Source organism: Methylobacterium sp. Leaf469, assembly GCF_001424745.1.
Lineage (GTDB): Bacteria > Pseudomonadota > Alphaproteobacteria > Rhizobiales > Beijerinckiaceae > Methylobacterium.
In genome coordinates this window covers 219,024-245,463 of sequence record NZ_LMRE01000034.1, presented here as the reverse complement: position 1 = coordinate 245,463, position 26,440 = coordinate 219,024, and the positions used below count along the sequence as shown (strand labels likewise).

Genomic DNA, 26,440 nt, shown 5'->3' with positions numbered 1-26,440 from the left:
GGTCGGCTCGCCGGAAGGGCGGGTGGCGTCGCACGGGGCCATGCCCCGGATCACGCGCGGCTGGATCACGCGCGGTTGGATCACTCGGCGACGTGCAGGCGGAACGCCGGTTCGTCGGTGCGGTCGGCGGTGACGTCTCGGACCCGCGACAGGTCGGCCGGCAGAACCGTGAAGCAGGCGCCGCCGAACCATTCGAGGGAGGCCTCGGCATGCGCCGGCAGCGTTTCCAGGAAAGGTTCGTAGTCCAGCGCGCCCTCGAACAGGCCGGTCATCCCGTCGCGCCGCCCGGCCGCGGCGTAGACGTTGGCCGGCTCAAAGACCGGGAGGTCCGACCGGTCGCGGATATTCTTGAGGTGATAGTAGTCGATGTGCTCCGCGAGCGTGTCGTGCGCGCGGTAGGGGTCGTCGCCGCCTTCCCAGACATGGAGCGTGTCGAAGTTCACCTTGAGGGCCGGGTGATCGATCTCCTCGAGCAGGCGCACGAGGGACGCCGTGGTGTCGGCCAGGGTGCCGGGATGCGTCTCGACGAGCAGCTTCAGGCCGTGGTCGGCGAGATAGGCGGCCGCCAGCCGCAGGCGGCTCGCGATCTGCGAGCGCTCGTCCGCCGAGGTCGCGGCGCTGCCCTTCGTCCCCGCGAAGGTGCGCAGCCGCGGCGCCCCCCAGTTCCGCGCCAGGCCGCAGAGGTCGGACATGCGTGCGATCAACACCTCCGGGCTCGCGTCGAGGGGCAGGTAGTCGCTCAGCATGGGCACGCGCAGGTCGTAGGCGGCGAGCCATTCGGCATGGTCCCCGGGGCCGAGGTTGCGGGCATGGACCCCCCACAGCTCGATGCCGTCGAAGCCGCTGCCCCGGGCGAAGCGGGCGATCTCGCCCATGGAGAGCAGGTGGTGGCGGAAGGTGATGGTGCAGAGGGAGAGCCTCATGCGGGAAGCCCTTCGCGTACGGGGAGCCTTTCGCGCGAGGACCTTTCGCGCGAGGGGAGCCTTCCGTGAGAGGGGGCGGCCCAGTCCTGGGGGCGGGTGTCCCGCCATGCGTCGTAGGCCGCCGCGAGCTGCCGCTTGATCGCGAATTCCGCGGTGTCGAGGGCGTCGAGCGCGGCCAGCACGCCGGGGACGAGGGCCGCGTCCCCGGTCCGGGCGAGCTTCAGGACGTCGTAGTGCAGGGCCGTCAGGCCGTTCACCAGCGCCTCGATCGCGTCGCAGATGCGCTGGAATTCGGCATCCGGCCAGCGCAGGGCGCGCCAGAAGAAGGCGAAGCCGTGCTCGTAGGCCCATTTGCGGATGGTGATGACCGGGAGTTCGCGCAGGGCCATGCCGACATCCGCGAGGGCGAGGCCGCCGCGCGCCTCGGCATGGGCCGAGACGATGGCGCGCACCGCGTCGATCAACGGGTTGGCGTCGGGGCGGAAGCAGGCCGCGAAGAAGGCCGCCAGGTCCGCGTCCGCCGGCGGATGCGCGCGGGCGGGATCGAACCGGTAGCCGCCCGCGACGCTCGGCTGGCGGATGGCGTTCAGGAGCGTCTCGCGCGCGATGACGCCCTCCCAGCGGAAGTCGGGGTCGCGCACCCGCCACAGCGCGGGGTCCTCGGTGAGCGCCAGCAGGAGGTAGTGCGGGAAGGGGTTCTGGTTGAACTTGTTCTCCCGCTCCGGCAGGTGGAACATGTCGAGCATCACCATGACGCATTCGTCCGGCGCCCGCCGTTCGAGGAGGTCGACGAGGGTGGCGACGTTGGCGTCCTTGGAGGCCGCATGGTCGTACCAGGAGAAGAGCGGCACGCCGTAGAGCCGCTCGAACCAGTAGCGGAACGACTCGTGGTCCATGGCGTCCGAGTGGTAAGCGAGCCGGACATCCTCCGTGATGGCGAACTCGGCGTCCCAGATCAGGAAGTAGAACGGCCGGTGGTCGATGCCGCGCGCCTTCAGCCCGTCGCAGACGCAGCTGACGAAGCAGTGGATCTTGAGGTCGTCGGGCAGCTCGCCGTGGACGCCCTCCGGCGCCTCCGGCGGCGCGGCGGGGTCCGGGGGCGCCTCAGCCGGCGCGCCCGGGGCGAGGCGCGCGGCGAGATCGGCCACCGTCGAGACGTCCTGCCGGTTCATCGCCGCCTCGGGGATGGACAGCCCGCAGCGCATCTCGAGGGACAGGATGAGCTGAAGCAGCTGGACGGAATCGAGGTAGAGGTCTTCGTTCAACCGCGCCTGCGGCCCGAAGCGGTCGAGGTGGGGATGGTCCATCTCCTCGCGCAGGATGGCGCCGATGGCTTCGACGATATGGTCGCGGGTCATGCCCGGGCCTCCGCGAGGCCGCCGCTGCGGTAGCGCTCGGCCACCTCCCGGCGGGAGATCTTGCCATTGGCCTGGCGCGGGATCGCGCTCACCTGCACCGCCTGGCCCGGCACCTGATGGCCGGCGAGCCAGCGCCGGCACCAATCCTGGAGGTCGCGGGGCGGCACGGGCGCCTCGGCGCTGAACAGCAGCGTCACCCGCTCGCCCGCGAAGGGGTCGGGTCGGGCGAAGGCCACGGCGTCGGTGACGCCCGGCATGGCCATCACCACGTCCTCGACCTCGCCCGGATAGACGTTCAACCCCGACACGTTGATGGTGTCGTCGAGGCGGGACACGAAGACCAGCATGCCGTCGGGCCCCAGATACCCGAGATCGGCCGTGCGGACGGCGCCGCCCTCGCCCTCGACGACGATCTCCGCCGGATGGTCCGCGTCCTCGCCCGCCCGGACGCGGTGATGGGGCAGGGGGCGGCCGATGACGTCGGCTCGGCGCAGGTCGGGGTTCACCGCGATGCAGCCGGTCTCCGAGCAGCCGTATTGCTGGAAGAGGTGCTCGACCCGGGCACGGATGGCGCCGAACCACGGCCCCGGCAGGAGGGTGCCGGAGGTCATGGCCGCGTGGATGCGCTCGCCCTCCGGGAGGAGCCGGCTCAGCGTGTGCAGCAGGGCGGGCGCTGTGTAGAGCAGCGGCCTCTCGATCTCGCGCAGGCGCCGCAGGAGGTATTTCGGGTTGGTGGTGTCGAGGATCACCGGCACCCGGCCGCGGCGCAGGCCGACGAGCAGCCCGCAGATCAGCCCGTACGAATGGGTGATCGGGCAGGCGACGACGGGCGTCATCCCGTCGGGCTCCGGGAAGGCCGCGACGTAGCTCTCGATCTCGCGTTCCACGGCGCTCCAGGCGCGGGCGATGCATTTGGGCTCGCCCGTCGTGCCGGAGCTCATCTGCAGGAGCTGGCCCTCGCCCGGAACCGGGGGCGGGGCGCCCGCCAGAACCTCGCCGTCCAGATTGTCGAGGAACAGGCGGTGGCAGCCGGCCCGTTCGGCGAGCCGCCGCGCGCCCGCATCGGGCAGGGCCGGATGGATCGGCAGCAGGGTCGCGCCACGGCGGCGCGCGGCGAGGATGAAGGCGAGGCACGTGGGCGTGTCGCCGAACCGCGCGGCGACGCGCTCGCCGTCGCCGCCGGTCAGGCCGGCCCGCGCCTCGACGCGCCGGATCGCGGCCTCCATCTCGTCCGCGCCGATGCGGCGTCCGTCGATCTCGATCATGACCTCTCCCGGGGAATCTTGAGGGGCAGACAGCAGGGCGTTGGGCACGCGGCGGCAGCACCGTGCCGGGTCGAGGCCGAGCTTTCGCGACAGCAGGGCCTCGACCCGCAGCCGGGGGGCGTCGACCTGCAGGCGGGCGAGGCGGGCTTCCAGGCCGTGCGCGACGGCGTGGCGGCGCAGGCGAAGGCCGAGGCCGCGCCAGAAGTCCGCCTCGTCGAGCCCGTGCCGCCGGCCCAGGAGGTGGGTGACCTCGCAGAGGCTGAAGACGAACAGGCTGTCGGTGACGAGTTCGGCCAGGACCGGGGCCGCGCGCATGGCGTGGAAGCGGTCGTCCGCCGGACCCGCATGGGCGGGATCGATGGCGCCGAAATCCGGCACGCGGGCGGGGTCGGCCACGAAGTCGACGCCGTACTCGGTGCTTTCGTGGAAGTCGCGCAGGATCACCCGTTCGGGCCACCCGTCGCGATGCACGAGGATCATGTTCTGGCCGTGCGCCTCCACGGCGATGCCGTGCGCCACCAGGAGGTGCCAGACGGGCAGGACCGCGACCTCCACCAGGCGGTCGAGCCAGGCCCGGAGGCCGTGGCGCAGGAGCCAGGGGGCGACGAAGGCGGTCCCGTCCGGCTCGCAGGCCATCAGGGCGTTGAACGGCACCGCCGCCTCGCCGGGCGCGAGCCGCGGACTCTCGCGCCACAGGGCGGCGACCTGTCCCGCCAGCGGGCCGTCCCGGTCCGCCAGGGCGGCCGCGTACTCGCGCAGGACGTCCACCCGATAGGGGCCGCGCAGGAGCGGGTCCCCGGCGACGATCGCCGCCAGCCAGTCCGACAGGGCGGGCCCCGTCAGCACGAAATGCGGATCGAGGGCCCGAAGGCTCGACGTGCTGACGACGCTGAGGGCGAGCTTCACGCTGGCGGCGTGCGGATCGTCGAGGTTGTGCAGGGTGCGCAGGGATTGGCTGGCGCCGTAGCGCGCGCCGGCGGCCCCCAGCGCCACGGCGCGGCCCTCCGCCAGCCAGGGCCGCAAGGCCCCGGCTTCGAGGTGGCGCATCTGCCAGGGATGCACGGGCAGGACGGCGTGGGTGGCGAAGGAATGCCCGGCCGCGTGCAGGCGGCGCTCCAGCCGGTCCAGGTCGACGCCGAGTTCGGCGCGCCGGAAGTCGGCCTCCGTGCCCGGGAACCGGAGGGCGACGGCGTCCCGGCGGACGCCCAGCCATTCGAGGCGGAACGGCGCGGCGCCCTCCGGCCCGTAGCGGCGGTGGTCGTCGAGGGTGAAGCCCGTGCGCGTCTTGAAACAGGGATGGTACGGATGGCCTTCCCAGAGCGCCGCGTCGAGGGCGGCGAAGGGCAGGGTGCGGCGGTCCGGAGCGCGAAGGGTCTCGGCGTTCCAGCGGCAGAGCTCGATGGTCTGGCCGAGTTCCGCCAGCAGGCGCATCCGAGGCTCCGGGGCGGCCGGGAGGGCGTCCACCAGGGAGGACAGGTCGGCGGCGCGCCAGGCGCCGTCCGGCCCGGCCGTTTCCAGGGTCGCGGGGACGAGGCGCGGACGGCCGAACGGGCCGAGGACCCCGTCGGCGCGGAACCGGCGCGCGCCGAGGCGCCACGCCAGCCGCCCGGGGGCGTCGCGGCGCGGGGGGCTGAGATCCGCGAGGCCCTCGAACAGCACCGCCTCGGCGAGCTGGCGCAGGACGCGCCCCTCCGGCGGTTCGCGGGACGGGTGAGGCTCAGGAGGCAAGGGCACGGCCCGCCTCGCAGTACGCCGCCGCCCGCGCCCGCAGGGGGTTCGGCATGTCGATGTAGTTGCCGGTTCCGTCGCCCGAGGCGAGTTCGTCGCGGTCCGCCAGGCGGACCCGCAGGTTCGCCTTGGTGCAGAGCGTCGGCCCGTCCAGCACCGAGCGGGCGAAGGCCCGTCCGGCGCCGGTCATGCGGCGCGCCATCGCCTCCAGCCGGCGGGCGAGATCGTCGAGGAGAACGCTTTCGCGGATCGTGCCGTCATGCCCCATGCGGGCGATGACCGAGAAGATCTGGTTGACCACGAGATAGTAGGCGAGGCGCCGGCGGATCTCGTCGTCCGGGAAGTAGAGGGCGGCGATGGCGGCCGTCTCCGGTGCCTGGCGCAGGAGCCGGGGCCGTGCGTCCTCGGACAGGTAGAAGCCCTGGTTGTCGCGGTAGTACCCCCGGCGCGGCCAGCCGGCGGCGACGTCGAGGAGGGCGTTCTGCTGGTGCGCCTCGAGGGCGATGCCGTGGCGGTCGTAGAGGGCGACGACGGGCTCGAGCATGCAGTCCAGGTAGAGGCCGAACCAGGCCCGCGCGGTCCGCGCCCGTTCGTCGGCGCCCCCGGGGGCGAGGCGGCGCAGCAGGGCGTCGAGGCGCGAGGGGCGGCCGGGCAGGGGCTCGGCCGCGAGCGCCGCCAGGGTCGCGACGCCGCGCTCGGCCCCATCACGAAAAGGATTCTCGCGCAGCACCGTCTCGAACCCGCTCTCGTCGCGGCCGGGGCAGTGCAAGGTGAGATAGGCCGGGTCGGACACGATCCGGAAGGTGGGATGGCGCGTTCCGAACCCGTTGCGCGCCAGGAGCCGGGCCATGGCGACGCCGGCCTCGAGCTCGGCGAAGCGGTTCACCCGCAGGGAGTTGGTGAGGGTGACGGGCAGCGAGAACTTGGCCATCCACGGGCTGTCGGGGGCGTAGACCGTCCGTACGGACGAGGTGGCGGTATAGCGGGGGCCGAACGCACCGAGGCACCGCACCCGGCCCGCCTCCATGAGGGCGGCGATGTCCGGGTCCAGCTTCAGCGCGTCGGCCTGGAGCGGATGCATGGGGAGGGCGATCTCCCCGGCGCGCAGGGGCAGCCGCCCGGCATCGGCGCCGAGGAGTTCGAGGGCGATCTCCGGCGCGGAGCGGGGGGCGGCCGAATCGTGGCGGACCCGTCCGGCCTCGACGGCGAACACGGCGAGCTGGAAGCCGCCGGCCTCCTCGGGCGCATAGACCCGCGCCTGCCAGGTGGAGAGGCCCTGCCGGCTCTTGGGCGTCGGATGCAGCCAGTGGCCGTAGACGAGGGAGCGTTCGGCCCCGATGAAGCTCGTGTCCGTCGTCGCACTCTCGCCGGCCGGCTCCCGGGCGAGGTCGAGTTGGCGCGCCGTCTCGCGATAGCTGTCGAGGACGCGTCCCAGGAGTTCCAGTTCGTGCGCCCGGGCGGACTCGTCCCGGCCCGCATCGACGCGGGCGTAGGCTTCCGCGAGCAAATCCTGGAGCGCCTGCATCGGGGCGACGCGGCGCCAGCGCGGCTCGTGGAGGTGGCGGGTCCAGAGGATGCCGAAGCCCTGGGCGCCGCACAGGGACGGCGACCGGATCTCGGCGCGGATCGCGATGCGCCGGCGGCCCAGGTTCCACTCCACGCACGCGGCGGGCGGCCCGTCGGAGCGGGCGTGACGGACCCGGATGCCGGGGTCGATCTCGCGCAGGTAGCCGTTGGCGAAGCTGCGGAAGGCTGCCGCTTCGGCAACGTGCTGGGACGATGGTGGCATGACGACCGAACCTCGTTCGAGCCCTGGAATGCCGACTGTGCGGCAAAGGACCGGCACTGCATGCCAGGTCCTTCGTATTCGATCAGTCGATGTCGGCGCGATGCCCTGATTCGATCGCGCTTGCGTCGCAAGAGGAGCTATTAACGTTCGTTCTCATAATCACAGACTGGACGATTAGGTTCCATGGTCTGGATGATATGCGCATCGTGTCGCGCATATTCGGTATCACGGTCAATAGGTCTGCCGCAAAAGCCGAAATGTCAGCTTTTTCATTGGAATTGTTCTTGGTCTACACTTGTGGGTATTGGGCGCTCGACCCGCCCAGGCCGCCGTTCAGGGACCGTGCGTCGGGACGGGGGCTCGAAAGGCGGGGGGCGACGCGGAGGCCGTGCGATGCCGGCGCTCCGGCGCCGCGTAGCGGGCGACCTTGCGGGCCGCGACGGCGAACAGGGCCGAGGCGAGGATCATCGTCCCGTCGAACCAGACGAACAGGGGGTCGCCTCCGAAGCGCCTCAGGGGATGCTGGGGCACGGTGAGGAGGTCGGCGGCCGCCACGGCGAGGCAGAGGACCGCGACCGCCGCCAGCCCCTCGCACCAAGCCCGGCGCCCGGGACGCGCGAGGGGCACCAGGGCGGCGACGATCCAGGCCGCGAAGAAGGCGCGGATCTCCCACTCGGCCCGGCCGGGGAGGTCCGCGGGCAGGAGCCGGTTGGCGAGGAAATACACCGCCACCGCCGCCGGCAGGCCCGCGACGCTCCCGACGTTGAGGGCCTGGACCAGACGCAGGCCGGCGAAGGGCCGCTCGCCCGGTCGCGGCAGGCGCGCGAGGGACCACAGCACGATCCCGGTCGCGACGGTGGCGCAGGCCATGAGTCCGCACAGGAAGAACAGCAGCCGCAGGGCGGGCGCGGCGAAATGCGCCTCGTGCAGGCCGGTCAGCGTCGTGAAGGTCTTGGCGGCGGGCTTGAGGTCGACGCCCCGCACCTCGAGCAGCGCGCCGCTCACGCCGTCGAAGGCGACCTGCGGATGGTCGCGGGCGATGCCGCGGGGCTCGGCGAACACGGCGACCACGGTCGCGTTGGCGTCGCCCCGGTTCACCAGGGTCAGGCGCTCCAGGGGCTCCGCCACCATCGCGACGGCGCGCGCGACGAGGGGCCCCACGGGGGCCAGCACGGCGGGCCGGTTCGCCGGCCGGCGCGGCGTCGGGATCCAGGCGGCCTCGGCGAAGAAGGATTGGGTGTTTGAGCGATACGCCGCCGTCACGCCCCAGGGCATGTAGAACGTCGCCAGGGTGACGACCCCCGTATAGGTGATCATCAGGTGGAACGGCAGCGCGAGGACGCCGCCGACGTTGTGGGCGTCGAGGAAGCTGCGACGCGGTGCCTTGTCCCGCCGGAACGTGAAGATATCCGCGAAGATGCGCCGGTGGACGACGATGCCGGAGACCAGGGCCACCAGCATGATCATCGCGCAGATGCCGACGATCCAGCGTCCCCAGAACGGCGCCATGTGCAGTTCGAAGTGGAAGCGATAGAGGAAGTCGCCGCCCTCGGTGTCGCGGACCGCCGCCTCGGCTCCGGTCGCGGGGTCGAGGTGGACATGGCCCGGCGGCTCGCCCGGGCCCGCACGCCAGAACAGGTCGAGCACCGGTTTCTCCGGCTGCGGCATGCCGATGAACCAGGTCCGAGCCTTGGGGGCGTGCGTGGCGAGATAGGTCACCGCCCGCTCGGCGGCGGCGGCGAGGTCCGGGCCCGACATCGGCGCGGCGAGGCCGAGTTCGGGCCGCATCCAGCGGGAGATGTCGGCCCGGTAATAGCTCGCGGTCCCGGTGAGGCAGACGGCGAACAGCACCCAGCCGACCACGAGGCCGGACCAGGTGTGCAGCCACGCCATGGACTGGCGGAAACGTCCCTTCATGGCGCGCGCTCCGGCATGGCGGTCCCGAGGACGGGACCGACGTCGAGTACGGGACCAGGGACGAGGATGGGGGCCTCGTCCGTGGCCCGCGTCCCGGAGCCGGCGGCCTGGCGCACCGGGGTCAAATCAGAAATCGACGGTTGCGGACAGGATGAACGTCCGGGGCGCGCCGACGGCCAGGAAGCCGCGCGCGGCGGAGGCCCAGTACGAATCGTTGAGCAGGTTCTGGACGGTGGCCCGCATCACCACGGGCTTGCCGTTCACGCCCTCGAAGGCGTAGCGCAGGCCGGCATCGAACCGCGTCCAGTCCGGCACCGACTGGGTGTTGCCCTGATCGTAGAACATGCTGCTCGTGTAGATCGCCCGTCCGGTCAGGGTCAGGCCGGGCGCCAGCCACGGCGGCAGGTCGACCTCGCCGTAGAGGTTGAACGCCGTGTCGGGCACGCCGGGCACGGCCCGTCCGTCGAACTGGCGGCCCACGGTGTTGACGAGCTTGGCGTCGATGAGGGTCAGGCCGCCCAGCAGCCGCACGCCCGGGACGAGTTCGCCGAACACGTTGAACTCGATGCCCCGGTTGCGCTGCAGGCCGCTGACGGAGAACAGCCGCGTGGCCGGATCGGTGAACGCGCTCGGCTGCTCGATCTCGAACAGCGAGGTCGTGACCGAGACGGCGCCGAGATCATACTTCGCGCCGACCTCCTTCTGCCGGCTGACCACGGGGGCGAAGACCGCGTTGGAATTGATCGCCGTCACCGGGGCGGACGGCCCGGCATCGAGGGACTCGATGTAGTTTCCGTAGAACGACAGGTTCTCGAACGGCCGGACCACCAGGGCGATGGCGGGGCTGAACCGGCCCTCGCGGTACCCCGTCGCCGGCGTGCCCTGGGTCGGGCCCGGACGGGTGACGTAGCTGCGCAGGTCGATCTCCTGGAACCGTCCGCCCAGGGTCAGCAGGACGCGGTCGTCGCCGAGCGACAGGGTGTCGGCGATGGCGACGCTGCGGGCGTAGAGCTCCGAGAAGATCGGCTGCCGGTCGGAGCGGGGGAAGGCGATGGTCGGAACCGAGCCGAACGGCAGGTCGACGGGGTTGTAGATGTTGATCGGGTAGGCCGGCAGGGCGAAGGGCACGAAGCCGCGCGAGAAGTTCTTGTTGACGGCCTCGACGGCCGCGACGCTGAACTGGTGATTGATGAAACCCGTCTGGAAGTTGGTGCGAACGCCCACCTCGCCGGTGAAGCCCTGCAGTTCCAGGGGCTGGATCGCGAGGGAGTTCGTCGCCAGCCCGGTCGGGCTCGTGACCCGATAGTTCGAGGTCAGGAAGTCCTCGTTGTAGCGGCTGAGGCCGCCGGCCGCGTAGATCGTCGTCTCGGGCAGCACGTCGTACTCGACCCGGCCGGCGGCCATGTTGTAGCGGCTGTCGTTGTACTCGAACGCGTTCGCGGTGTTGCGGCGGGCGTTCGGCGCCCGCGGCACGGGGATGCCGGGCGCCACCGCGTTGAACAGCGAGGTCGGCGCGGTGATGTTCTGCGTCGAGTGATTGAAGTCGAACGACGCGCGGAACCGGTCGTTGCGGTAGTCGATGCCGAGGGCCGCGACGCCGACCTCGATGGCGTTCTTGTCCAGCGGCGTGTCGCCGTTGCGGTAGGCGCCGTTGAAGCGCATGCCCCATTCCTTGAAGGTGCCGAAGCGGCGCCCGAGGTCGAGATGCGTCCCGAACTGCGCGTCGCTGAAGTAGCTCGTGGTCACCCGCGTCAGCGGCTCGTCGTACGCGCGCTTCGGCACGAGGTTGATCGTGCCGCCGACGCGGCCGGTGCCGCCGCTGAGGAGCGCCGTCGGACCGAGCAGGACCTCGACGCGCTCCAGACCCTCGGTGAAGCTGCGGCGCGGGTTGGCGATGTAGAACAGCCCGTCGAAGGCGGTGTCGAGGTTGGTCACCGAGAAGCCGCGGATGAAGTACGAGTCGCGCTCGCTGTAGGGCGGCGCGTCGCTGCGGACGGACGGGTTGTTCAGGACGACGTCGGCGACGGAGCGCGCCTGCTGATCGTTGATCAGCTTCTCGGTGTATCCGGTGACGTTGAAGGGCGTCTTCTGGACGGAGCGGTTGCCGAGGAGTCCGACCCGCGTTCCGCTGCCGACCTGACCGCCCGCATAGGGAACGGGCGGCTGGCCGACGGTTCCGGACCGGGGCGGCAGGCCCCTGGGCGCCCCGGGCGCCTGGGGCTGCCCCGCCACGTGCAGCTCCTCGAGGGCCACGGAGCCCGCCGCTTCGCCGCCGAGCTGAACGTAGCGCGGATTGACCAGGGTGATGGTGGAGGGACCCGCCGCGCGGAACGTCAGGCCGGTGCCCTTCAGGATGCGGCCGAGGCCGTCGAGGGGCTCGACCACGTCCTCGAGGCCGCCCGTGGTCAGCCGTGCGGTCAGGTCCGTGGCGTAGACGAGCTTCACCTTGGCCTGTTCGGTGAAGGCGACGAGGGCGGCTTCGAGGGGTCCCTTCGGGATCGTCAGGGCGACCCGCTCCACCGCCTGCGGGGCCGAAGCCTCGGAGGCCAGTGCGAGGATGCTCGCCGTCCGCGCCCGATCCGGCTGCGCCCGGCGCCCGTCCTGGGCCTGGACGGCCGCCGGCACCATCACCAGCATCGACACGCCGGCCAGGGCCGATCCGGCCAACCGCTCACCCGCAACACCACGCCCGCGCGTCGCCATTCTCTGTCCGTCCCTCGCTCAGACGGAGACGGGCGCCTCGCGGCAGCCTGTCCCCACCGATTGAGATCAACGGAGCCGCGATCTCCTGACGTCCGGGAACGAACTTTCCTTCAGAATTTTCGAACGGGCGATCCGACGAGGACGAGGAAGGGCGACAGGCGGGTGATTCCCACGCCCATCGTCGCGGCGATCGAGTCCAGCGCCTCGTCGGTGTCGCGCGGGTCGAAGGCGCCGGTGACGCGCCGCTCGCCGGCGGCCGCATCGAGGAGCACGATGCGACCGTGGCGGTAGCGGTCGAGCTCGGCGAGGACGACGGAGAGCCGCTCGCCGGAGAAGCGCAGGCGGCCCTCCCGCCACGCCGTCGTCCGGGCCAGGTCCGCGCCCGTGACGGCGAGGGAGGCGCCCTCCGTGCGTCGGACCGCCTCGCCCGCCGAGACCCGCACGGGCCGCCCCGAGGTCGCGACGTCGACGCTGCCCTCGACGACGCCCATCTCGACGCCGCCCGTCTCGCCGCCGGCGCCGTCGGCCCGGACGAAGAAGCGGGTGCCGACGGCGCGGACGCTCAGGCCGTTGCCGCGCACGACGAACGGGCGCTGGGGATCGGACACGACCTCGAAGAAGGCCTCGCCGCGCAGCAGCGCGACCCCGCGCTCCGTGGCGCCGAAGTGCAGGGCGACCGCCGTGTCGGTGTTGAGGTCGATTCGGCTGCCGTCGGCCAGGGTCGCGTGGACGATGTCGCCCACCCCGCTCCAGAGGTCGGCGCGGAGCCAGTCGACGAGGCCGAGCTGGAAGGCCAGGGCGGTGGTGAGGACGAGGGCGACGGCGACCCCGGTCAGCGTCTTGGTGGGCGGGCGGCGATGCCGTGGATCGGGCACACGGCCGAGCTTGCGCCACAGGGCGTCCAGCTCGGCATAGGCCGCTTCATGGGCCGGATCGGCCGCGCACCAGGCCGCGAAGGCGTTCCGGTCCCGGTCCGTGGCGTCGGGCGAGGCGAGGCGCGCGACCCAGCCGGCGGCAGCCTCGTAGACCGGATCGTCCCCCTCCGCCGCATGCGCGTCGGTGTCGTCGCCGCTGGCCACAGCCATGCTCCATCCGGAATCACCGAGCCCGGACGGCCCAGCCCCATGCTCCTACACCCTCAGATCAACGAACCGGCAAGATCCTGACGTCGCCCCACGAACAAGAGCCGCGCCACGAACAGGAGACAGGCCTCACACCCAATCGTGGCAGCACCGGCGACAGTGCAGGAGCGCCTTGATGAGGTGCTTCTCGACCATGTTCCGGCTGATGCCCAGGCGGGCGGCGACGTCGCCGTTCGAGAGGTTCTCGAACCGGACGAGGAGGAACACCTCGCGGCATCGCGGCGGCAGCGCGTCGATGGCGGCGGCCAGCCGTCTGAGCTCCTGCCGTGCGATCACCTGGCGTTCCGGCAGGGCATACCCGTCCGCGATCTCCGCGAGGTCCGTGTCCGTCATGGTGCGGAACAGGGTGCCTTCGAGGCGCTGCCGGTTGCGCATCCGCAGGGCGACGTTGTTGGCGACCTGGAAGAGGAAGGCCGAGGGGTGTTCGATCGGCGTGCGGGACAGCGCGCCCAGCATCCGCAGGTAGGTTTCCTGGTGGGCGTCGGCGGCGGCGTCGGCGCTGCCGAGCAGACGCATCAGGAAGCGCCGAAGCCTGACGCCTTCGCTCCGATGCAGCGCCTCGATCGATGTCGACTGCATGCTTGGCCCCCGCTCCAATCACTCCTCGATCATCGCGACATCGCGGAATCTCGATCGGTCGGAGAAAGCAGTCAATCGGAAATTATGCAAGCATCTCAGTACTTTAGATGAGCTCTAAAGATGACGGCGCCGCGCCGCCGCAACGTCTTGTATTTCTATCGGAAACGGCCCCGTAACCGGCCGGGGCTCCCCAGCAACGGCAAGGCGGGCCTCGGGGGAATGCCCATGCCTGTTGTGCACAGAGCACATGCCGCCACCTTATGAGCTCCGACCACGCCATCGGTTTCTCGCGGCCGCTTCCGAATCACGCGGGGATCACGCGGCGGACGCGTAGCGCGGCGCCGGGTGAACCTGCGCGAATCCCGGGATCATCGCCAGCCGGGCGGCCTGGAAGGCGTCCCACTGCCCGGCGTCGTGAAGCGGCGGGATCGTCACGGACTCGCGGCGGTCGAACCCCGCGAGGGCGGCGTCGACGAGGTCGCCGACCTCCATCATCGGCGGCAGCGCGGCGGGATCGACCCCCGACCGGCTCCACAGCTCCGTGCGGGTGGCCGATGGCAGCACGGCCTGCACGTACACGCCCTTGGGGGACAGCTCGTGGCTCAGGCCCTGGGACAGGAACAGGACGAAGGCCTTGGTCGCGCCGTAGACCGACATGCCGAATTCCGGGACCAGCCCGACCACGGAGCCGATGTTGACGATGGCGCCCGCGCCGGCCCCGGCGAAGCGGGGTGCCACCGCGCTGGCGAGCCGGACCAGCGCCGTCGTGTTGAGGGTCACGAGGCGCTCGACGTCGTCGGTGGCCTGCTCGACGAAGCCACCGCCGACGTTGGCGCCGGCATTGTTGACGAGGATGCCGATGCCGTCGTCGTCGCGCAGCCGCGTCTCGACGGCCCGGATCTGGTCCGGCGCCGTGAGGTCGGCCGGAAGCACGTCGACGGCGACGCCGTAGTCACGGCGGAGACGGTCGGCGAGCTCGTCCATCCGTGCCTTGTCGCGGGCGACCAGCACGAGGCCGTGGCCGCGCCGGGCGAAGCGGTCGGCATAGGTCGCGCCGATGCCGGTCGAGGCGCCGGTGATGAGAACCGAACTCTGGGTGGCCATGGGATTCGCCCCTGCGTGTCTGATGAGCAATCATGATGATCATCATGATTGATCTCAAATATGATCGCGATCATATGAGTGTCAACGGGGTCGATGGGGAATTTTCGAGATGCGTGTCACGCAGGAGCAGATGCGGGAGAACCGCCGCCGCATCCTGGCGGCGGCGAGCCGTCTTTATCGCGACAAGGGGTATGACGCCGTCGGCGTCGCCGAGGTGATGAAGGCCGCGGGCCTCACCCATGGCGGCTTCTACGGACACTTCGCCTCGAAGGAGGACCTGATGGCGCAGGCCATCGCGCAGGCGGCGACCGAGGTCGCGGGCAGGGGCGGGGACCTGCCGGCGTTCGTGGCGACGTATCTCTCGCCCGCGCATCGGGACGACGCGGCGGACGGGTGCCCGATGGCGGCCCTGGCCGCCGACGTTCGTCACCGGCCGGCGGCAGCGCGGGCCGCCATGACGACGGGCATCCGCGCACAGATCGACCGCCTGACCGAGGCGGTCCCCGACGCCGCCGACCGCCGCCGCGAGGCCATCGGCACCTACGCGGCCCTGATCGGCGCCCTGATCCTTGCGCGTGCGGTCGACGATCCCGCGCTCTCGGACGAGATCCTCGACGAGACACGCGCCTGGATGGCGTCCGACGCATGAGGCGCGTGTCCTGCGGCGGTTGACCTGGCCTCCGTCCGTGATCCGCAGGGGCCGAACGCGCTTGTCCGCTCCCCGGACACGGGCCTCGACCACCGGACAGGCGCTCCCGTCGCCCGGCAGAAGGTCGCCCGGCAAGAGGGTGGCACCGGCGGATCATCCCGCGAGGGCGGTGGCGATGACCGAAGCGGGTGAGGTGGTCGGGCGCCCGATGAGACCGCTCAGCTGATGGCCTGCATCGAACAGGCCCCCTTTTTGGTGCTCCCGCATCGGAGTCCGCCAGGAGGCCGGCGAACGCTTCGGGGAGCCCCGCACCGATCAGGGCGGCCGCGAACTCCCCATCCGACAGGGTCCGGTAGCCGACCGGCTCGCCCGACACCTGCGCTACGAGGTCCGCGAAGTCCGCCAGCGTGTAGGCCTCGTCTCCGGCCAACTCGTAGATGCGGCCGCTCTGAGCGGTCTCCGACGCCAGCACGGCGCTGGCCGCCGCGGCGTAATCCGCGCGTACCGCCGAGGCGACCCGGCCTTCCCCGGCGGCGCCCAGGAAGACCCCATGCGCCAGCGCGGCCGGGATCGAGGCGTCAGCGCGGGCGGAATCGAGGCCGCATAGTTCTCGGTGTACCATCCGTTGCGCAGCAGCACGTGCGGCACGCCCGACGCGCCTTCGGTCGCGCGGTGCTCCTCCGCGAGACCAAGGGGCGACGTATCGGCCCGGAGGACGCTCGTATAGGCAATGCCTGCGTCACCTGGAACGCGATGGGTTCATCACGCGCCACGTGTACTCGACCAGCCCTCCGAGCTTTGAGTATCGCTTGGCCGAGCTGGGTCGCTCCTTCCTCGTTCCCATGGACATGCCGGTGGATTGGGCCGAGGTCAGCCACCGACGCGTTCGGGAGGCGCGGCGCCTCTACGATGACGTCGAAGGGTCCGGCCCCGCCTGAACCGGTCGATCCGGACCGCGACGCGGCCGAGGCGAATGGATAAGGGCGTCCGGAACGCCACGTTCCATGCTCGGGAGAGCGGCCCCGGGGGCGGGAGTCCGGGGTGGAAGTCCCAGGGTTGAAGTCCCGGATCAGGGACCGGCCTTGGACGTGGCGACGAGGTCCACGTCGACCCCGACCTCCAGGGCCACCCATTGTCCCGACGCCCACGCACCCTGCCCGACGCCGAATGCCGTGCGGACGAGGCCGACATGCCCGGTGGCGCGGGCTTGGTCCCCCGCGAGCGCAAGCCGGAACGGAAGCGTGAGCGGGCGGCTCGTGCCCCGGATGGTCAAGGTTCCGACCGCCTCGTAGTCGCCGCCGCCCTTGTCGACGAAGCCCGTGGCCTCGAAGCGCGCCTGGCGCGCCGCCTTCACGTCGAACCAGTCCTGCTGCGGCAGGGCCGTGTCGCGCTGGACGTCTCCTGTGCGCGCGCTCGCCAGATCGATGAGGACCGTGGCGTGCCCGGCCTCCGGCTTGGCGGGATCGAACGTCACCTTCGCGTCGAAGCGCTCGAAGCGTCCCGAGAACGGGGCGCCGACCTGGACGCCCGAGAACCGGATCGCGCTCCTAGCCGGATCGATCACCCATTCGGCGGCGGCGGCCGGCGAGGCGGCCCCCAACAGAGTGCCCAAGAGTGTGCCCAGCAAGGGGGCTCTCCGGAGCGCCAACCGCGCGTGGGCGACGCGGAAGCGGAAGGCAGGCGTGGTCATCGGATCGCTTCCGTGTGCTCGGAGGATGTCGGGGGGCGGCCAGCGGGCAGCATGCGGCGCAGGCTGTCGTCGCGAAGGATGAGGTGGTGACGCAGTGCGGCCGCCACGTGCAGCGCGAGCAGCGCCGTGAGCAGCCACGCCCAGCAGGCGTGAACCCGCTTCGCGACCTCCTCGGCCGCGGCTGCATCCGTGAGGAACGCCGCCAGGGGCAGGTGTGGCCAGGGCACGAGGCCGTACAGCACCGTGGGGATCTGGAACGGCGAGAGCGACACGATCGCCCAGCCGGTCAAGGGCAGGCCGACGAGCAGGAGATAGAGCAGGCCGTGCACCGCCCCGGCCGCCCGGCGTGCGGGAGCCGGCATTCCGACCGGGTGCCGGGGCGGCCGATGGAAGGCGCGCCACGCGAGACGGAGCGTCGTCAGGGCCAGGACCGTGATCCCGACGGACTTGTGCCACTGGTAGAGCTGGAACTGGCGCATCGGCGCCAGCCCAGCATGGGTCATGACCAGGCCGATGCCGATGAGGGCGAGCACGCAGAAGGCGCTCGTCCAGTGCAGCAGGATGGCCACGACGGTGTAGCGCCGCGCGGGCGGGCCGGGTCCCATGGCCCTCCTCCTCCCTCGGGCTCAGTCCTGGCGCTCGAAGGCGCCCGCGATGGTGAGGTGCAGGTCGTCGCCGATCAGCGGGACGTAGGTCTTCACGCCGAACTCGGAGCGCTTGAGCGTCCCGGCCGCCTCGAAGCCGACCGTGACCTTCTTGTTGAGGGGGTTCACGCCGGCGCCGACGAGGGTCACGTCCAGGGTCACGGGCTTGGTCACGCCGTGAAGGGTCAGGTTGCCCAGGACCTTGGCCTTGTCCTTGCCGTCGGGCGTCACCTTGGTCGAGACGAAGGTCATCTCGGGGAACTTGCCCGCGTCAAGCCACTGGTCGCCCTTGAGTTCTCCGGTGAGCTTGTCGCTGGTCGTCGTCACCGAGGCGACGGGGATCTTGATGGCGAGCTTCGAGGCGGCCGGGTTCTTGGGCTGGAGATCGAGGGTGCCGGAGACGTCCGAGAAGCCGCCGGCATAGTTCGAGAAGCCCATGTGGGACACGCGCCAGCCGACCTGGGTGTGGCCGGGATCGACGGCGTAGGTGCCGGCCTGGATCTGGGCGGGGTCCCGGGTCGGCGGCGTCTGGGCCGACGCGCCGCCCCCGAGGGCGACGGCGAGGGCGAGGCCGGAAGCGAGGAGGAGTTTCATGATCGTCTCCGAAACGTGAGTGGGCGGTCGCGGCGCGCGCGAGGGGGTCGGGAGGGCGCCGCGACCCGACGAAGGTCCGGATAGTCCCGTTGGCCGGTCCCGTAGAGCCTGCTATCCGGCACTACATGGTTGCGAAATCGGAAACCTTCGGCGGCAATCTCGACGATCTGCGGGCGTTCTGTGCCGTCATCGATCTCGGCACGGTCACGGCGGCGGCGGCGAGCCTCCGGGAGACCAAGGGCAGCGTCAGCCGACGGCTCTCGCGACTGGAGGCGGCCCTGGGCGCCACCCTGATGGCCCGCCACCCCCGCGCGGTCTCACCGACGGCGGAAGGTCTCGCCTTCTACGCCAAGGCCCAGGAATGCCTGGCGCTCCTCGACGAGGCGGCGGAGACCGCCCGTGGCGCATCGACGGTGCCGGCAGGGCACCTGCGGATCACCACCTCCGTCGATTTCGGCATCGAGGTGATGCCCGAGATCGTCGCCAGCTTCCGGATGGCGTACCCGCAGATCACCGTCGAGATGCTGAACACCGACACGCGCCTGGATCTGGCGGCCAACCGGATCGACCTCGCCCTGCGCCTGGGGGACGTGGAGGAAACCGGCTACCGGGCCACCCAGATCCTGGACGTCTGGCTGGGGCTCTATGCGGCGCCCGCCTACCTCGCTTCGAAGCCGCCCCTCGCGAACCCGGCGGCCCTGGCGGACCACGACGTGATCCTGGCGCGCGAGCGAGCCGGCGTGATGGGCATCCTGCTGGACGACGGCGGGGGGCGCATGGAGCAGGTCGGCCTCCGGCCGGCCATTCGGGTGAGCGATTTCGCGACCGCGCTTCGCTTGACCCTTGCGGGGGCGGGCATTGGGCACCTCCCGAGCTTCATCGCCTCACGGAGCGTCGCGGCGGGGCGGCTGGTGCGGGTGCTCGAACCGTGGGCGACCACCGGGGGAGCCTTGCGGGCGGTGAGCCTGGCGGGGCGGGAGTTGCCCGCACGCGTGCGCCTGTTCCGTGAGCATGTGCGCACCGAGATCGCGAAGCGGTCGTCCGTGGAGTTCAAGCCGCGCTAGAGCGCCTTCTGCCGAAGTGGATACCGGTCCGGAGGATAGGAGGGCGGCGAGACAAGAGCCTGGAGCTGCGCCCGACCCGACGTGGTCGGGCGCAGCTCCAGAACCGTGGGGCGGCCAGCAGACACCGTGCCCGGTCGGGCGACCGGGAGCGGGAACGGCCCTGACGGGCGCCGCCGACCGGAGGGCCCGTTATGCCGCGGGATCCTGCCCCGCGCGGAGCCGTTGAAGCGATGTGTTTCGAACACGGAGTCGTCGCCATGGCCCAGACCCGTCATTCACGCCCCGATCCCATCGAAGAAGGCGCCCAGGCCCGGATCCACGGCCGTCCGAAGGATGCCTGTCCCTACCCGCGCGACAGCGAGGAACGGGCGGCCTGGATGGAAGGCTACGATGGGACGCCCCGCGACGACGGCCCCGACCTGCGCCTGGGGTGAAGCGCAGCTCCTTCCGGGCGCTTCCCGGCCCAACATTCGAACATGCCCGGAAATCGGAACACTTCGCATCGCGTCACGTTGGCTCCCCAACGCAACAGCGAAGGAGACATCGATGCGTAAGCTCGCTCTCATTTCCGCCGTTACGCTCTCTCTCGGAGCTCTTGGCGCGCCCGGTGCTCAGGCACAAGGTTACGGATACGGCGGTGACCGCGATGGCGGTTATGGCCGCGGCTACGGGCGCGGAATCGACCGGGGCTACGATCGGGATCGCGGCTACGACCGACGGGGCGATCGCCGGGACCGGCGCGGCCTGTCGACCGGAGCGGCCGTCGGCCTCGGGATCGCGGGCGTCGCGGCGGGCGCGGCAGCTGCTGGCGCCTACGATCGCGGCGGACCGGGTTACTACGGCCGGGGCTACTGAAACGGCGCGATCCGTGACTTCGAAGGCCCTGCCGCGCACGCCGCGGCGGGGCTTTTTCTCGTAAGGATCCCGTGTCGTCAGAACTTCGTCGCGCCGGAGGCTTGGTGTCCCGGCGCTCCATCCGGATCGCGACCGACGTCTCGCCCCCTCCTCGAAACCGACCGTCCGCGATCGGCGCAGGTCACCCTCCGTGACACGGCCCGGACCACGGCCCGGACAAGGTGAAACCATGCAGAGCAAGCTCTCCAAGACGATCATCGGTGCGATCATCGCGGTCGCGCTCGCGGCCGCGGTCTCGTATGGACTCATCAACCAGCAGACGGCCGATCAGCTGCAGACCAAAGCGAACCAGACCCTGTCGGACGATCAGGCCGCACCGACGAACCCGCAGCAGCCGGTGCCCGCACCCACGCCGCAGACCCCGACCCCCGCCCCCCGTCCGTGACCCTCGCGGGACCCCCAGGTTCCGCGAACGCGACACGGACCCCGAGGGGCGCACCATTTGGAGGATCGCCAATGACACAGGACAAGAGCGGCAGCCAGGATCGCGCCGAGACCAGGGCCGCACGGGCCGCGGAGCGGGCCGACACGGCCGGACAGGTCTGGGAAGAGGTGAAGGCGCGGGAGACGGCCCGCGACGACCAGATCGTGCGCCTGAAAGCCGAGCGGCTGGCCCGCGATGCCGAGGACGCCGCCGCTCCGAAGCCTGCCGCCAAGGCGACCAAAGCGACCAAAGTCGCCAAGCGCTGAGGAGGCCCCGGCGCCGGCCCGAGGGGCGAGGACGCGCCGCATCGGGTGCGTTCGGGCACCGCGAAACGAACGGATCGGGGGCATGAAACATCGGCGCAGGACGTATCGCTGCAGGAAACATCCCTGCCATGCGCAAGCCCTATCGAAGGCGACGCTCCGATCCCGATCCAGCCCGTGAGGCTCCCATGCCCGTCGCCCGTCCCGTCCGCTGGCTGATGACGCTCCTCGCCCTCGTCGCGCCAACGGGTCTCTCCGGCGCCGGCCGGAGCGGCCCCGCCGAGACGCGCGAGCCGGCGGGCGAGGCCTCGGCACAGGTCGTGTTTCGGCACTTCATCTGAATCGGCTTCGGCCCGTCAGTCGCGACGGCTCGGCATCTCGCCGGCGGCCACGAGCGCCCGGGCGATCGCCACCGTGCGTCGGCTCTGGTGCCGGATGGCGTCAAGGTCCTCCGGGCGCGGATCACGGTTCTCGGCGCCGACGATGGACGAGGCGCCGTAGGGCGAGCCCGCTTCCAGCATCGCCGCGTCGGTGTAGCCCGTGGGCAGGATGACCATGCCGAGATGGGCCATCGGCGCGTAGAGCGAGAGCGTGACCACCTCGGACCCGCCATGCGGCCAGGACGCCGTCGCGAAGGCGCCGCCGACCTTTCCCGCCAGGGCTCCGCGCTTCCACTGAGGTCCGAGCCGATCGAAGAACGCCTTCAGCTCCGTCGCCATGGCGCCGAAATAGCACGGCGTGCCGAACAGGATGGCGTCGGCCCATTCCGCGTCTTCGTGCGTCGGCGCTTCGTAGAGCGCGTTCTGCCGCGTCGCGCTCTCGGCCCAGCCGTCGACCTTTTCCATCGTGGCATGGTCGACGATCTCGCGGGCCCGACGGAGCCGCACGGTGGCGCCGGATGCCCGGGCGGTCTCCGCAGCGGCGACCGCCAGTGTTTCGACGGAGCCGGATCGCGAGTAGAACACGATCAGCAGGCGCGTCGGGTCGGCTTTGGGTTGGGGCACGGCATGATCCTGGATGAACGCCTCAAGTAGCGCTCCGAACCCCGACGGAACCCGCCCCTGCCAAAGGGTCGCGCCGCCTCGACGCAGGCCCCGTACGGCAGGCCCCGCGTGGCAGGTCCCGCGCGACAGGCCCTTGCCGTCCCGCCTTCCTGAACGCAAAATGAACACAGTGTTCCTGATTAACGGATCATGAACGAACGGCCCGCCAGACTGGCCTGCCCCGCAACTCCACAGGAGGATGGAATGTCGACCGGACTGTTCCAAAACCTGCCCGGCGCCCACGAGATGGGAGGCGCCTCCGCGCTGCCGAGCGAGCCGTGGCTGCTCCCGATTTCCGACCGTCCCGGCCCGTTGCCCGGCCCGGCCTCCGACGCGACGGATGCCCTGCTGCTCTCCGTGCGCAACGCCGCGCGTCCGGCCCGAATCGCCGCGAACGCGCTGATGGCCCTCTTGTTCGTGATGGTTCTGGGGCAGATCGCCAAAGACCGGTTCGGGGCCGCACCGGCCCACACCACCGCCGGGCAGCGCGCCGCTGCCGCACAAGTCGCCGATGCGGCGCCGGCGGCGATGCCGGTCTCGAAGGCCTCGCTGACCGTCGACAACTGAGCGGGTTCGCACGGGCCGGCGCGGGACGATGCGCCGGCGGTGAGCCGCCTTTTCGCAGAGGCCCGCCGCCGGACCGGAACGCCGGTCTCGCGATCTCGCCCGATCTTGCGATTCCGTGAGGCCGCGGCGAAACTGATGCCCGGTCTCGACGAACCGGAGCACGAGCGGCAGTGAGCGACACGGCGATCAAGGGTCCGGCTTCCTACTTCCCGTCCATCGAGAAGACGTACGGACGTCCCATCGCGGAGTGGCAGGCGCTGGTGCGCCGGCATCTTCCGGCAAAGCATATGGCCCTCGTCGCCCTGCTGAAGACCGAGCATGGGATGGGCCATGGCCACGCCAACGCCCTGGTGGCGCACGTTCTGGCGGCCGAAAAGAGTTAGTGGTCGGACTCCCGGCAGGGGCGGGCACGAGTCGGTGTTCGCACGCCCGTCCGCCCGGGGTTCAGGGCCTGTCGCCCCGGAGCTTGGCGAAGAACGGGGCCAACTCGTCGTCCGCGTCGTCCCAGGTGTCCCCTTCGGCCAGGCCGAACGCTTCGAGGGCCCCGTCTTCCCGGCGGATGACGCACCATGCGGTCTGCGTCGCATCGGGCGGCACGGGCCATTGCCGGATCTCGGCGGGCGTCTGGCGGCGAAGCCGGAACTGCCGCTCGGGGTTGTCGTGAAACCACAGGCTGTCGATGTCGGTGGCGTGCATGGGGGGCTCGGACGGGCGGGGTGGCGGAAGCCGGCCGGCAGGACGGCGCTTCAAGACGGCGCTTCGGGACGGCGCTTCATGCCAGCCGACCGCCGCGGTTGTCGACCGGCTGCCCGCGGGAGACGCGGTCCGGTGCCGGCCGGTCAGACCAAATCCGGTTGATCGCTTCGCGATGCGGATTTGGGCTTCGCTCAGGCGCCGCGCGGGCTGCTTGAGACTGTCTCCGAATGGATCATCCGAAGACAGTATCAGACCCCGACGCGGCCGAGTCCGGGCAGCTTCAGGCCGGGACGGCGCAGATCGAGACCCGCGACGGCACCGAGGATGTTGACCTCCAGCCCTTCGACCCAGCCGAGCGTCAGCCCGAGATAGCCGCCGAGATTGATCCGGATTCCGGTGCCCGAGGGCGTCGTGCCGAACCAGCGGCCGTCATAGGGGAAGTCCTTCCCGATGGCGGTGGCCGGCAGGCTCGCCCGCATTTCCGGCACCGAACTCATCACCGCCGCCACGAAGGTGTTCGAGTTCGGCCCGGGCCACAGCCGGTAGTCGCCGACCTTGGCGTAGCGGTAAGTGGCGATGGTGGCCCGGATGCGCGGCAGCATCCGCTCCGCTTCCTCCCCGTCGGCGGCGAAGATCACCTCCGGGGCGCTGCCGAACCAGCGCCCGTCCGGCACGAAGCGGTCGATCCAGATCGGCATGCCCCAGGCCGTGTAGTCGAACCGCTGGTAGGCGCGGTCGCCCGCCCCCTTCACGACGATCCAGCTGTGGCTCGCGACGATGCCGCGCCAGCTCACGGTGCGGGCCGAGAACACCCGCACGACGGCCTGCGGGTTCCGCGCGGCGGGCGGCAGCAGGCCCGCGCTCGAGCGGTCGGCCGAGCGCCAGTCCGCGATGTCGTTCCTGAGGTAGTAGAGGGCGGCCGAGACCGCGATCGGCGCGAGGAACACGACGGCGAAGACGAGGAGGGCGATGCGGAGCACGGAGGTCTCATGGTGGGGGAAAGCGCGAGATCCCTGATCTAGGATGTCCCTGGAACCTACGGCAGAGGCGTGCGGCGTCATCGTGCCGTCCGGCACCGCCTGTCCTCGCACCGCCTGCCTTCGGGGGATCTGGTCGAAGACTCGGCCGTGGCGCCGGTCGAAGACCTTGCCAAGCCTGGGCGGCGGACGCATGCAGCATCCCGTCGCCGCCGCGAGTCCAGCCCCATGCTTCCATCGATCCCGATGCCGGCCCCGCCCGTCCGGGACGGCCTCCCGCCGGGCCAGCGCGGCCGGGCGATGGTGGCGGTGCTCACGGGCGTCGGCCTCGCCACCCTCGACACCGCCATCGCCAACACGGCCCTGCCGACCATCGCGGCCAGCCTCGGCGTCGATGCGGGCGACTCGGTATGGATCGTCAACGCCTATCAGCTCGCCGTGGTGGCGACCCTGCTGCCCATCGCGGCGCTCGGCGAGATCATCGGGCAGCAGCGGATCTACATCGGCGGCTTCGTGCTGTTCACCGCGGCCTCCCTCGTCTGCGCCCTGGCCTGGTCGCTGCCGACCCTCGTCGCCGCGCGGGTGTTCCAGGGGATCGGCGCGAGCGCCCTGATGGCCGTCAACATCGCCCTCATCCGCTTCATCTACCCGGCGAACCAGCTCGGGCGGGGCGTCGGGCTCAACGCCTTCGTGGTCGGAATCGGCTTCGCCGTCGGCCCCACCGTGGCCTCCCTGATCCTCGTGACGGCGCCGTGGCCGTGGCTGTTCGCCATCAACGTGCCCATCGGCCTCGGCGCCCTGGCGCTGGCCTGGACCGCCCTTCCGGAGACCGGCCGCTCCGGCAATCGATTCGACATTCCCGGCGCGTTCCTGAACGCCGCCGCCTTCGCGCTTCTCATCCTCGGGCTCGGCGAGGCCGCCCACGAGGCGCCGCTCTGGCACATCGGGGCGGAGGTCGCGGGTGCCTTCGCCTGCTTCGCCCTGCTCCTGCGCCGGCAGGCAGGGCATCCGGCCCCCATGCTGGCCGCCGACCTCCTCGGGCGTCCGCTCTTCGCCCTCTCGGCGATGACGGCTTTGTGCTCGTTCGCGGCCCAGGGCCTCGCCTTCGTCTCCCTTCCGTTCCTGTTCCAGCACACCCTCGGACGCAGTCAGGTCGAGACCGGGTTCCTGATGACGCCCTGGCCCGTGCTCGTCGCAGTGCTGGCTCCCGTGGCCGGACGCCTCTCGGACCGCTACCCGCCGGGCCTGCTCGGTGGCCTCGGACTCGCCGTCCTCGCCCTCGGCATGGGGCTGCTCGCGGCCCTGCCGGCGAACCCGACCGTGTTCGAGATCAGTTGGCGGATGGCGCTCTGCGGCGCCGGCTTCGGCTTCTTCCAGGCGCCGAACCTGCGCGCCCTGATGACGAGCGCCCCGGCCGCCCGGTCGGGCGGTGCCAGCGGCATCGTCGCCACCTCCCGCCTCCTCGGCCAGACCCTGGGGGCGGCCCTGGTGGCGGCGTGCTTCACCCTTGCGGAAGCGCACGGGCCGGCCCTCGCCCTCGGGCTCGGCGGCGCCTTCGCGGGTGTCGCCAGCGCCGTGAGCTTCCTGCGCCTCGCGGTTCGTCCCGACGACGTGGGCGGTGCCGCGTGAGGCGGAGGCTCCGCGCCGGCGCCCTGGTGGCCCTCGGCCTCCTCGCCGGCGCGCCGGCGCGGGCCGACGAGGCGGCCTGCGACAGCGCCGACACGACCGTGACGACGTTTCCGGTGCCGCCGCAGAGCGCCCTGGCCTATCGGCGCGCCGAGACGATCGCGGCCGCGGCCTCGCAGCGACGGGGCGTGGAGGTCGTCCTCCTCGGGGACAGCCTCACGCAGCTCTGGCCCGACGCGTCGGTCCGGGACACCTTCGGGGCCGATGTGCTGAACCTCGGCGTTGGCAGCGACCGGACGCAGAACGTGCTGTGGCGCCTGGAGGACGCCCGCTACGCGGCGCTCGCACCCCGCACGGTGTTCCTCATGCTCGGAACCAACAACCTCGGCTATGGCGACAAGGTCTGCGCGATCCGGGAGGGGCTCCGCCGGGTGCTGGAGCGCCTCGACGCCGTGTGGGGCAAGCCCCGGCTCGTGGTGGTCGGCATTCTCCCGCGCGGCCGAAAATCCGCGTTTCGCGATGCCGAGCGCCTGCGCCTCAACGCCGAATGGGCGACGCTCCTGGCCGAGCGGGGCAACGCCGTGATCGTCGACGGCGCGGAGCTCGCCCTGCGCTGCGACGAGGACCCATGCCCGGCCTTCGCACCCGACACGGTGCACCTCGCGCCGCCGGGCTACGCCGCCCTCGGCGCCGCGATCCGCCGGCAGTGGGACGCCCCCGGGACGCCGTGAGGCCGGCCGGGCGCCCGAGCCCTGCACCTCTCCCGCGCCCCAGAATTCT

The 26,440-nt window shown here is 71.5% G+C and carries 27 protein-coding genes and 1 pseudogene; 12 read left to right on the top strand and 16 right to left on the bottom strand.

The window, feature by feature from the left end:
- Positions 1-80: 80 nt before the first annotated feature.
- The 9 genes from ASG60_RS15175 to ASG60_RS15135 form a co-directional block, all read right to left on the bottom strand.
- Complete coding sequence (locus ASG60_RS15175; protein ID WP_056176418.1) at positions 81-923, bottom strand: sugar phosphate isomerase/epimerase; 843 nt, start codon at positions 921-923, stop codon at positions 81-83.
- Positions 920-2,281 (bottom strand): DUF6005 family protein, encoded by a 1,362-nt coding sequence (locus ASG60_RS15170; RefSeq protein WP_056386461.1) that lies wholly within the window; start codon positions 2,279-2,281, stop codon positions 920-922. The genes ASG60_RS15175 and ASG60_RS15170 overlap by 4 nt, the downstream gene beginning before the upstream one ends.
- Positions 2,278-5,280: an IucA/IucC family protein gene (locus ASG60_RS15165; protein WP_056386459.1), complete on the bottom strand. Its 3,003-nt coding sequence runs from the start codon at positions 5,278-5,280 to the stop codon at positions 2,278-2,280. Before ASG60_RS15165 ends, ASG60_RS15170 begins: the two co-directional genes overlap by 4 nt.
- Positions 5,264-7,063, bottom strand: coding sequence for an IucA/IucC family protein (locus ASG60_RS15160; protein ID WP_056386457.1), 1,800 nt, complete (start codon positions 7,061-7,063; stop codon positions 5,264-5,266). The genes ASG60_RS15165 and ASG60_RS15160 overlap by 17 nt, the downstream gene beginning before the upstream one ends.
- A gap of 333 nt (positions 7,064-7,396) precedes the next feature.
- Complete coding sequence (locus ASG60_RS15155; protein ID WP_056386455.1) at positions 7,397-8,980, bottom strand: PepSY-associated TM helix domain-containing protein; 1,584 nt, start codon at positions 8,978-8,980, stop codon at positions 7,397-7,399.
- A gap of 126 nt (positions 8,981-9,106) precedes the next feature.
- The gene (locus ASG60_RS15150) at positions 9,107-11,683 is read right to left on the bottom strand and encodes a TonB-dependent receptor (protein ID WP_244476686.1); all 2,577 of its coding nucleotides are present in this window, start codon (positions 11,681-11,683) and stop codon (positions 9,107-9,109) included.
- Positions 11,684-11,793: 110 nt separating this feature from the next.
- Positions 11,794-12,762 carry a FecR domain-containing protein gene (locus ASG60_RS15145; protein WP_056176954.1) on the bottom strand — a complete coding sequence of 323 codons (969 nt, stop codon included), beginning with the start codon at positions 12,760-12,762 and terminating at the stop codon, positions 11,794-11,796.
- Between the two features lie 132 nt (positions 12,763-12,894).
- Positions 12,895-13,404, bottom strand: a complete 510-nt coding sequence (locus ASG60_RS15140; RefSeq protein ID WP_056266478.1) for a sigma-70 family RNA polymerase sigma factor — start codon at positions 13,402-13,404, stop codon at positions 12,895-12,897.
- A 315-nt stretch (positions 13,405-13,719) separates the two neighbouring features.
- Complete coding sequence (locus ASG60_RS15135) at positions 13,720-14,508, bottom strand: SDR family oxidoreductase (protein WP_056176438.1); 789 nt, start codon at positions 14,506-14,508, stop codon at positions 13,720-13,722.
- Between the two features lie 109 nt (positions 14,509-14,617).
- Between ASG60_RS15135 and ASG60_RS15130 the strand changes: the two genes are divergently transcribed.
- On the top strand, positions 14,618-15,157 hold the full coding sequence (locus tag ASG60_RS15130) for a TetR/AcrR family transcriptional regulator (protein WP_056176441.1): 540 nt from the start codon (positions 14,618-14,620) through the stop codon (positions 15,155-15,157).
- A 153-nt stretch (positions 15,158-15,310) separates the two neighbouring features.
- Here ASG60_RS15130 and ASG60_RS23580 read toward each other — a convergent pair.
- A pseudogene (locus ASG60_RS23580) lies at positions 15,311-15,889 on the bottom strand (KR domain-containing protein); the annotation flags it as partial.
- 77 nt (positions 15,890-15,966) lie between these two features.
- Between ASG60_RS23580 and ASG60_RS23785 the strand changes: the two are divergent.
- Complete coding sequence (locus ASG60_RS23785; protein ID WP_277996245.1) at positions 15,967-16,095, top strand: hypothetical protein; 129 nt, start codon at positions 15,967-15,969, stop codon at positions 16,093-16,095.
- A gap of 131 nt (positions 16,096-16,226) precedes the next feature.
- Here ASG60_RS23785 and ASG60_RS15120 read toward each other — a convergent pair whose 3' ends face one another.
- The 3 genes from ASG60_RS15120 to ASG60_RS15110 are packed head-to-tail and all read right to left on the bottom strand — an operon-like array spanning position 16,227 to position 18,085.
- Positions 16,227-16,847: a YceI family protein gene (locus tag ASG60_RS15120; protein ID WP_056266471.1), complete on the bottom strand. Its 621-nt coding sequence runs from the start codon at positions 16,845-16,847 to the stop codon at positions 16,227-16,229.
- Positions 16,844-17,452, bottom strand: coding sequence for a cytochrome b/b6 domain-containing protein (locus ASG60_RS15115; RefSeq protein ID WP_056386452.1), 609 nt, complete (start codon positions 17,450-17,452; stop codon positions 16,844-16,846). Before ASG60_RS15115 ends, ASG60_RS15120 begins: the two co-directional genes overlap by 4 nt.
- A 21-nt stretch (positions 17,453-17,473) precedes the next feature.
- On the bottom strand, positions 17,474-18,085 hold the full coding sequence (locus tag ASG60_RS15110) for a YceI family protein (RefSeq protein ID WP_056266469.1): 612 nt from the start codon (positions 18,083-18,085) through the stop codon (positions 17,474-17,476).
- A gap of 89 nt (positions 18,086-18,174) precedes the next feature.
- Between ASG60_RS15110 and ASG60_RS15105 the strand changes: the two genes are divergently transcribed.
- The 6 genes from ASG60_RS15105 to ASG60_RS22905 all read left to right on the top strand — a co-directional run bounded on the left by ASG60_RS15105 (position 18,175) and on the right by ASG60_RS22905 (position 21,092).
- A complete protein-coding gene (locus ASG60_RS15105; RefSeq protein ID WP_244473892.1) occupies positions 18,175-19,149 on the top strand; it encodes a LysR family transcriptional regulator in 975 nt (324 codons plus the stop codon).
- A gap of 257 nt (positions 19,150-19,406) precedes the next feature.
- Positions 19,407-19,583, top strand: coding sequence for an Rmf/CrpP family protein (locus tag ASG60_RS23185; protein WP_200947679.1), 177 nt, complete (start codon positions 19,407-19,409; stop codon positions 19,581-19,583).
- 112 nt (positions 19,584-19,695) lie between these two features.
- Positions 19,696-20,004, top strand: coding sequence for a hypothetical protein (locus ASG60_RS15100; RefSeq protein ID WP_056386451.1), 309 nt, complete (start codon positions 19,696-19,698; stop codon positions 20,002-20,004).
- Between the two features lie 229 nt (positions 20,005-20,233).
- The gene (locus ASG60_RS15095; protein WP_056386450.1) at positions 20,234-20,449 is read left to right on the top strand and encodes a hypothetical protein; all 216 of its coding nucleotides are present in this window, start codon (positions 20,234-20,236) and stop codon (positions 20,447-20,449) included.
- Positions 20,450-20,520: 71 nt separating this feature from the next.
- Complete coding sequence (locus ASG60_RS15090; RefSeq protein ID WP_056360559.1) at positions 20,521-20,754, top strand: hypothetical protein; 234 nt, start codon at positions 20,521-20,523, stop codon at positions 20,752-20,754.
- 185 nt (positions 20,755-20,939) lie between these two features.
- Positions 20,940-21,092 carry a hypothetical protein gene (locus ASG60_RS22905; RefSeq protein WP_156398923.1) on the top strand — a complete coding sequence of 51 codons (153 nt, stop codon included), beginning with the start codon at positions 20,940-20,942 and terminating at the stop codon, positions 21,090-21,092.
- 15 nt (positions 21,093-21,107) lie between these two features.
- Here the strand turns inward: ASG60_RS22905 and wrbA are convergent, their stop codons facing one another.
- Positions 21,108-21,755 (bottom strand): NAD(P)H:quinone oxidoreductase, encoded by a 648-nt coding sequence (gene wrbA, locus ASG60_RS15085; RefSeq protein WP_056386448.1) that lies wholly within the window; start codon positions 21,753-21,755, stop codon positions 21,108-21,110.
- A 243-nt stretch (positions 21,756-21,998) separates the two neighbouring features.
- On the opposite strand from wrbA, the gene ASG60_RS15080 reads away from it, so the two are divergent.
- Positions 21,999-22,361, top strand: coding sequence for a hypothetical protein (locus ASG60_RS15080; protein ID WP_056386446.1), 363 nt, complete (start codon positions 21,999-22,001; stop codon positions 22,359-22,361).
- 170 nt (positions 22,362-22,531) lie between these two features.
- Positions 22,532-22,744, top strand: coding sequence for a DUF4287 domain-containing protein (locus tag ASG60_RS15075; RefSeq protein WP_056386445.1), 213 nt, complete (start codon positions 22,532-22,534; stop codon positions 22,742-22,744).
- Between the two features lie 61 nt (positions 22,745-22,805).
- Here ASG60_RS15075 and ASG60_RS15070 read toward each other — a convergent pair whose 3' ends face one another.
- Together ASG60_RS15070 and ASG60_RS15065 are read right to left on the bottom strand one after the other, a co-directional pair.
- The gene (locus tag ASG60_RS15070) at positions 22,806-23,057 is read right to left on the bottom strand and encodes a hypothetical protein (protein WP_056386443.1); all 252 of its coding nucleotides are present in this window, start codon (positions 23,055-23,057) and stop codon (positions 22,806-22,808) included.
- A gap of 248 nt (positions 23,058-23,305) precedes the next feature.
- Entirely contained in the window at positions 23,306-24,028 is a 723-nt protein-coding gene (locus ASG60_RS15065) for a DUF3750 domain-containing protein (RefSeq protein WP_056267048.1), read from the bottom strand.
- Positions 24,029-24,262: 234 nt separating this feature from the next.
- Between ASG60_RS15065 and ASG60_RS15060 the strand changes: the two genes are divergently transcribed.
- Positions 24,263-25,663 (top strand): MFS transporter, encoded by a 1,401-nt coding sequence (locus tag ASG60_RS15060; protein ID WP_056386440.1) that lies wholly within the window; start codon positions 24,263-24,265, stop codon positions 25,661-25,663.
- On the top strand, positions 25,660-26,391 hold the full coding sequence (locus tag ASG60_RS15055) for a GDSL-type esterase/lipase family protein (RefSeq protein ID WP_156398922.1): 732 nt from the start codon (positions 25,660-25,662) through the stop codon (positions 26,389-26,391). The genes ASG60_RS15060 and ASG60_RS15055 overlap by 4 nt, the downstream gene beginning before the upstream one ends.
- Positions 26,392-26,440 lie beyond the last annotated feature (49 nt).

Excerpts from the sequence above, each read along its gene's own strand:
- ASG60_RS15140 (WP_056266478.1), bottom strand. The coding sequence starts at position 13,404 with ATGCAGTCGACATCGATCGAGGCGCTGCATCGGAGCGAAGGCGTCAGG.
- ASG60_RS15170 (WP_056386461.1), bottom strand. The coding sequence starts at position 2,281 with ATGACCCGCGACCATATCGTCGAAGCCATCGGCGCCATCCTGCGCGAG.
- ASG60_RS15175 (WP_056176418.1), bottom strand. The coding sequence starts at position 923 with ATGAGGCTCTCCCTCTGCACCATCACCTTCCGCCACCACCTGCTCTCC.
- ASG60_RS15095 (WP_056386450.1), top strand. The coding sequence starts at position 20,234 with ATGCAGAGCAAGCTCTCCAAGACGATCATCGGTGCGATCATCGCGGTC.
- ASG60_RS15155 (WP_056386455.1), bottom strand. The coding sequence starts at position 8,980 with ATGAAGGGACGTTTCCGCCAGTCCATGGCGTGGCTGCACACCTGGTCC.
- ASG60_RS22905 (WP_156398923.1), top strand. The coding sequence starts at position 20,940 with ATGCCCGTCGCCCGTCCCGTCCGCTGGCTGATGACGCTCCTCGCCCTC.
- ASG60_RS15115 (WP_056386452.1), bottom strand. The coding sequence starts at position 17,452 with ATGGGACCCGGCCCGCCCGCGCGGCGCTACACCGTCGTGGCCATCCTG.
- ASG60_RS15160 (WP_056386457.1), bottom strand. The coding sequence starts at position 7,063 with ATGCCACCATCGTCCCAGCACGTTGCCGAAGCGGCAGCCTTCCGCAGC.
- ASG60_RS15060 (WP_056386440.1), top strand. The coding sequence starts at position 24,263 with ATGCTTCCATCGATCCCGATGCCGGCCCCGCCCGTCCGGGACGGCCTC.
- ASG60_RS15135 (WP_056176438.1), bottom strand. The coding sequence starts at position 14,508 with ATGGCCACCCAGAGTTCGGTTCTCATCACCGGCGCCTCGACCGGCATC.
- ASG60_RS15100 (WP_056386451.1), top strand. The coding sequence starts at position 19,696 with ATGCGTAAGCTCGCTCTCATTTCCGCCGTTACGCTCTCTCTCGGAGCT.
- ASG60_RS15150 (WP_244476686.1), bottom strand. The coding sequence starts at position 11,683 with ATGGCGACGCGCGGGCGTGGTGTTGCGGGTGAGCGGTTGGCCGGATCG.
- ASG60_RS15130 (WP_056176441.1), top strand. The coding sequence starts at position 14,618 with ATGCGTGTCACGCAGGAGCAGATGCGGGAGAACCGCCGCCGCATCCTG.
- ASG60_RS15090 (WP_056360559.1), top strand. The coding sequence starts at position 20,521 with ATGACACAGGACAAGAGCGGCAGCCAGGATCGCGCCGAGACCAGGGCC.
- ASG60_RS15080 (WP_056386446.1), top strand. The coding sequence starts at position 21,999 with ATGTCGACCGGACTGTTCCAAAACCTGCCCGGCGCCCACGAGATGGGA.
- ASG60_RS15110 (WP_056266469.1), bottom strand. The coding sequence starts at position 18,085 with ATGAAACTCCTCCTCGCTTCCGGCCTCGCCCTCGCCGTCGCCCTCGGG.
- ASG60_RS15070 (WP_056386443.1), bottom strand. The coding sequence starts at position 23,057 with ATGCACGCCACCGACATCGACAGCCTGTGGTTTCACGACAACCCCGAG.
- ASG60_RS23185 (WP_200947679.1), top strand. The coding sequence starts at position 19,407 with ATGGCCCAGACCCGTCATTCACGCCCCGATCCCATCGAAGAAGGCGCC.
- ASG60_RS15120 (WP_056266471.1), bottom strand. The coding sequence starts at position 16,847 with ATGACCACGCCTGCCTTCCGCTTCCGCGTCGCCCACGCGCGGTTGGCG.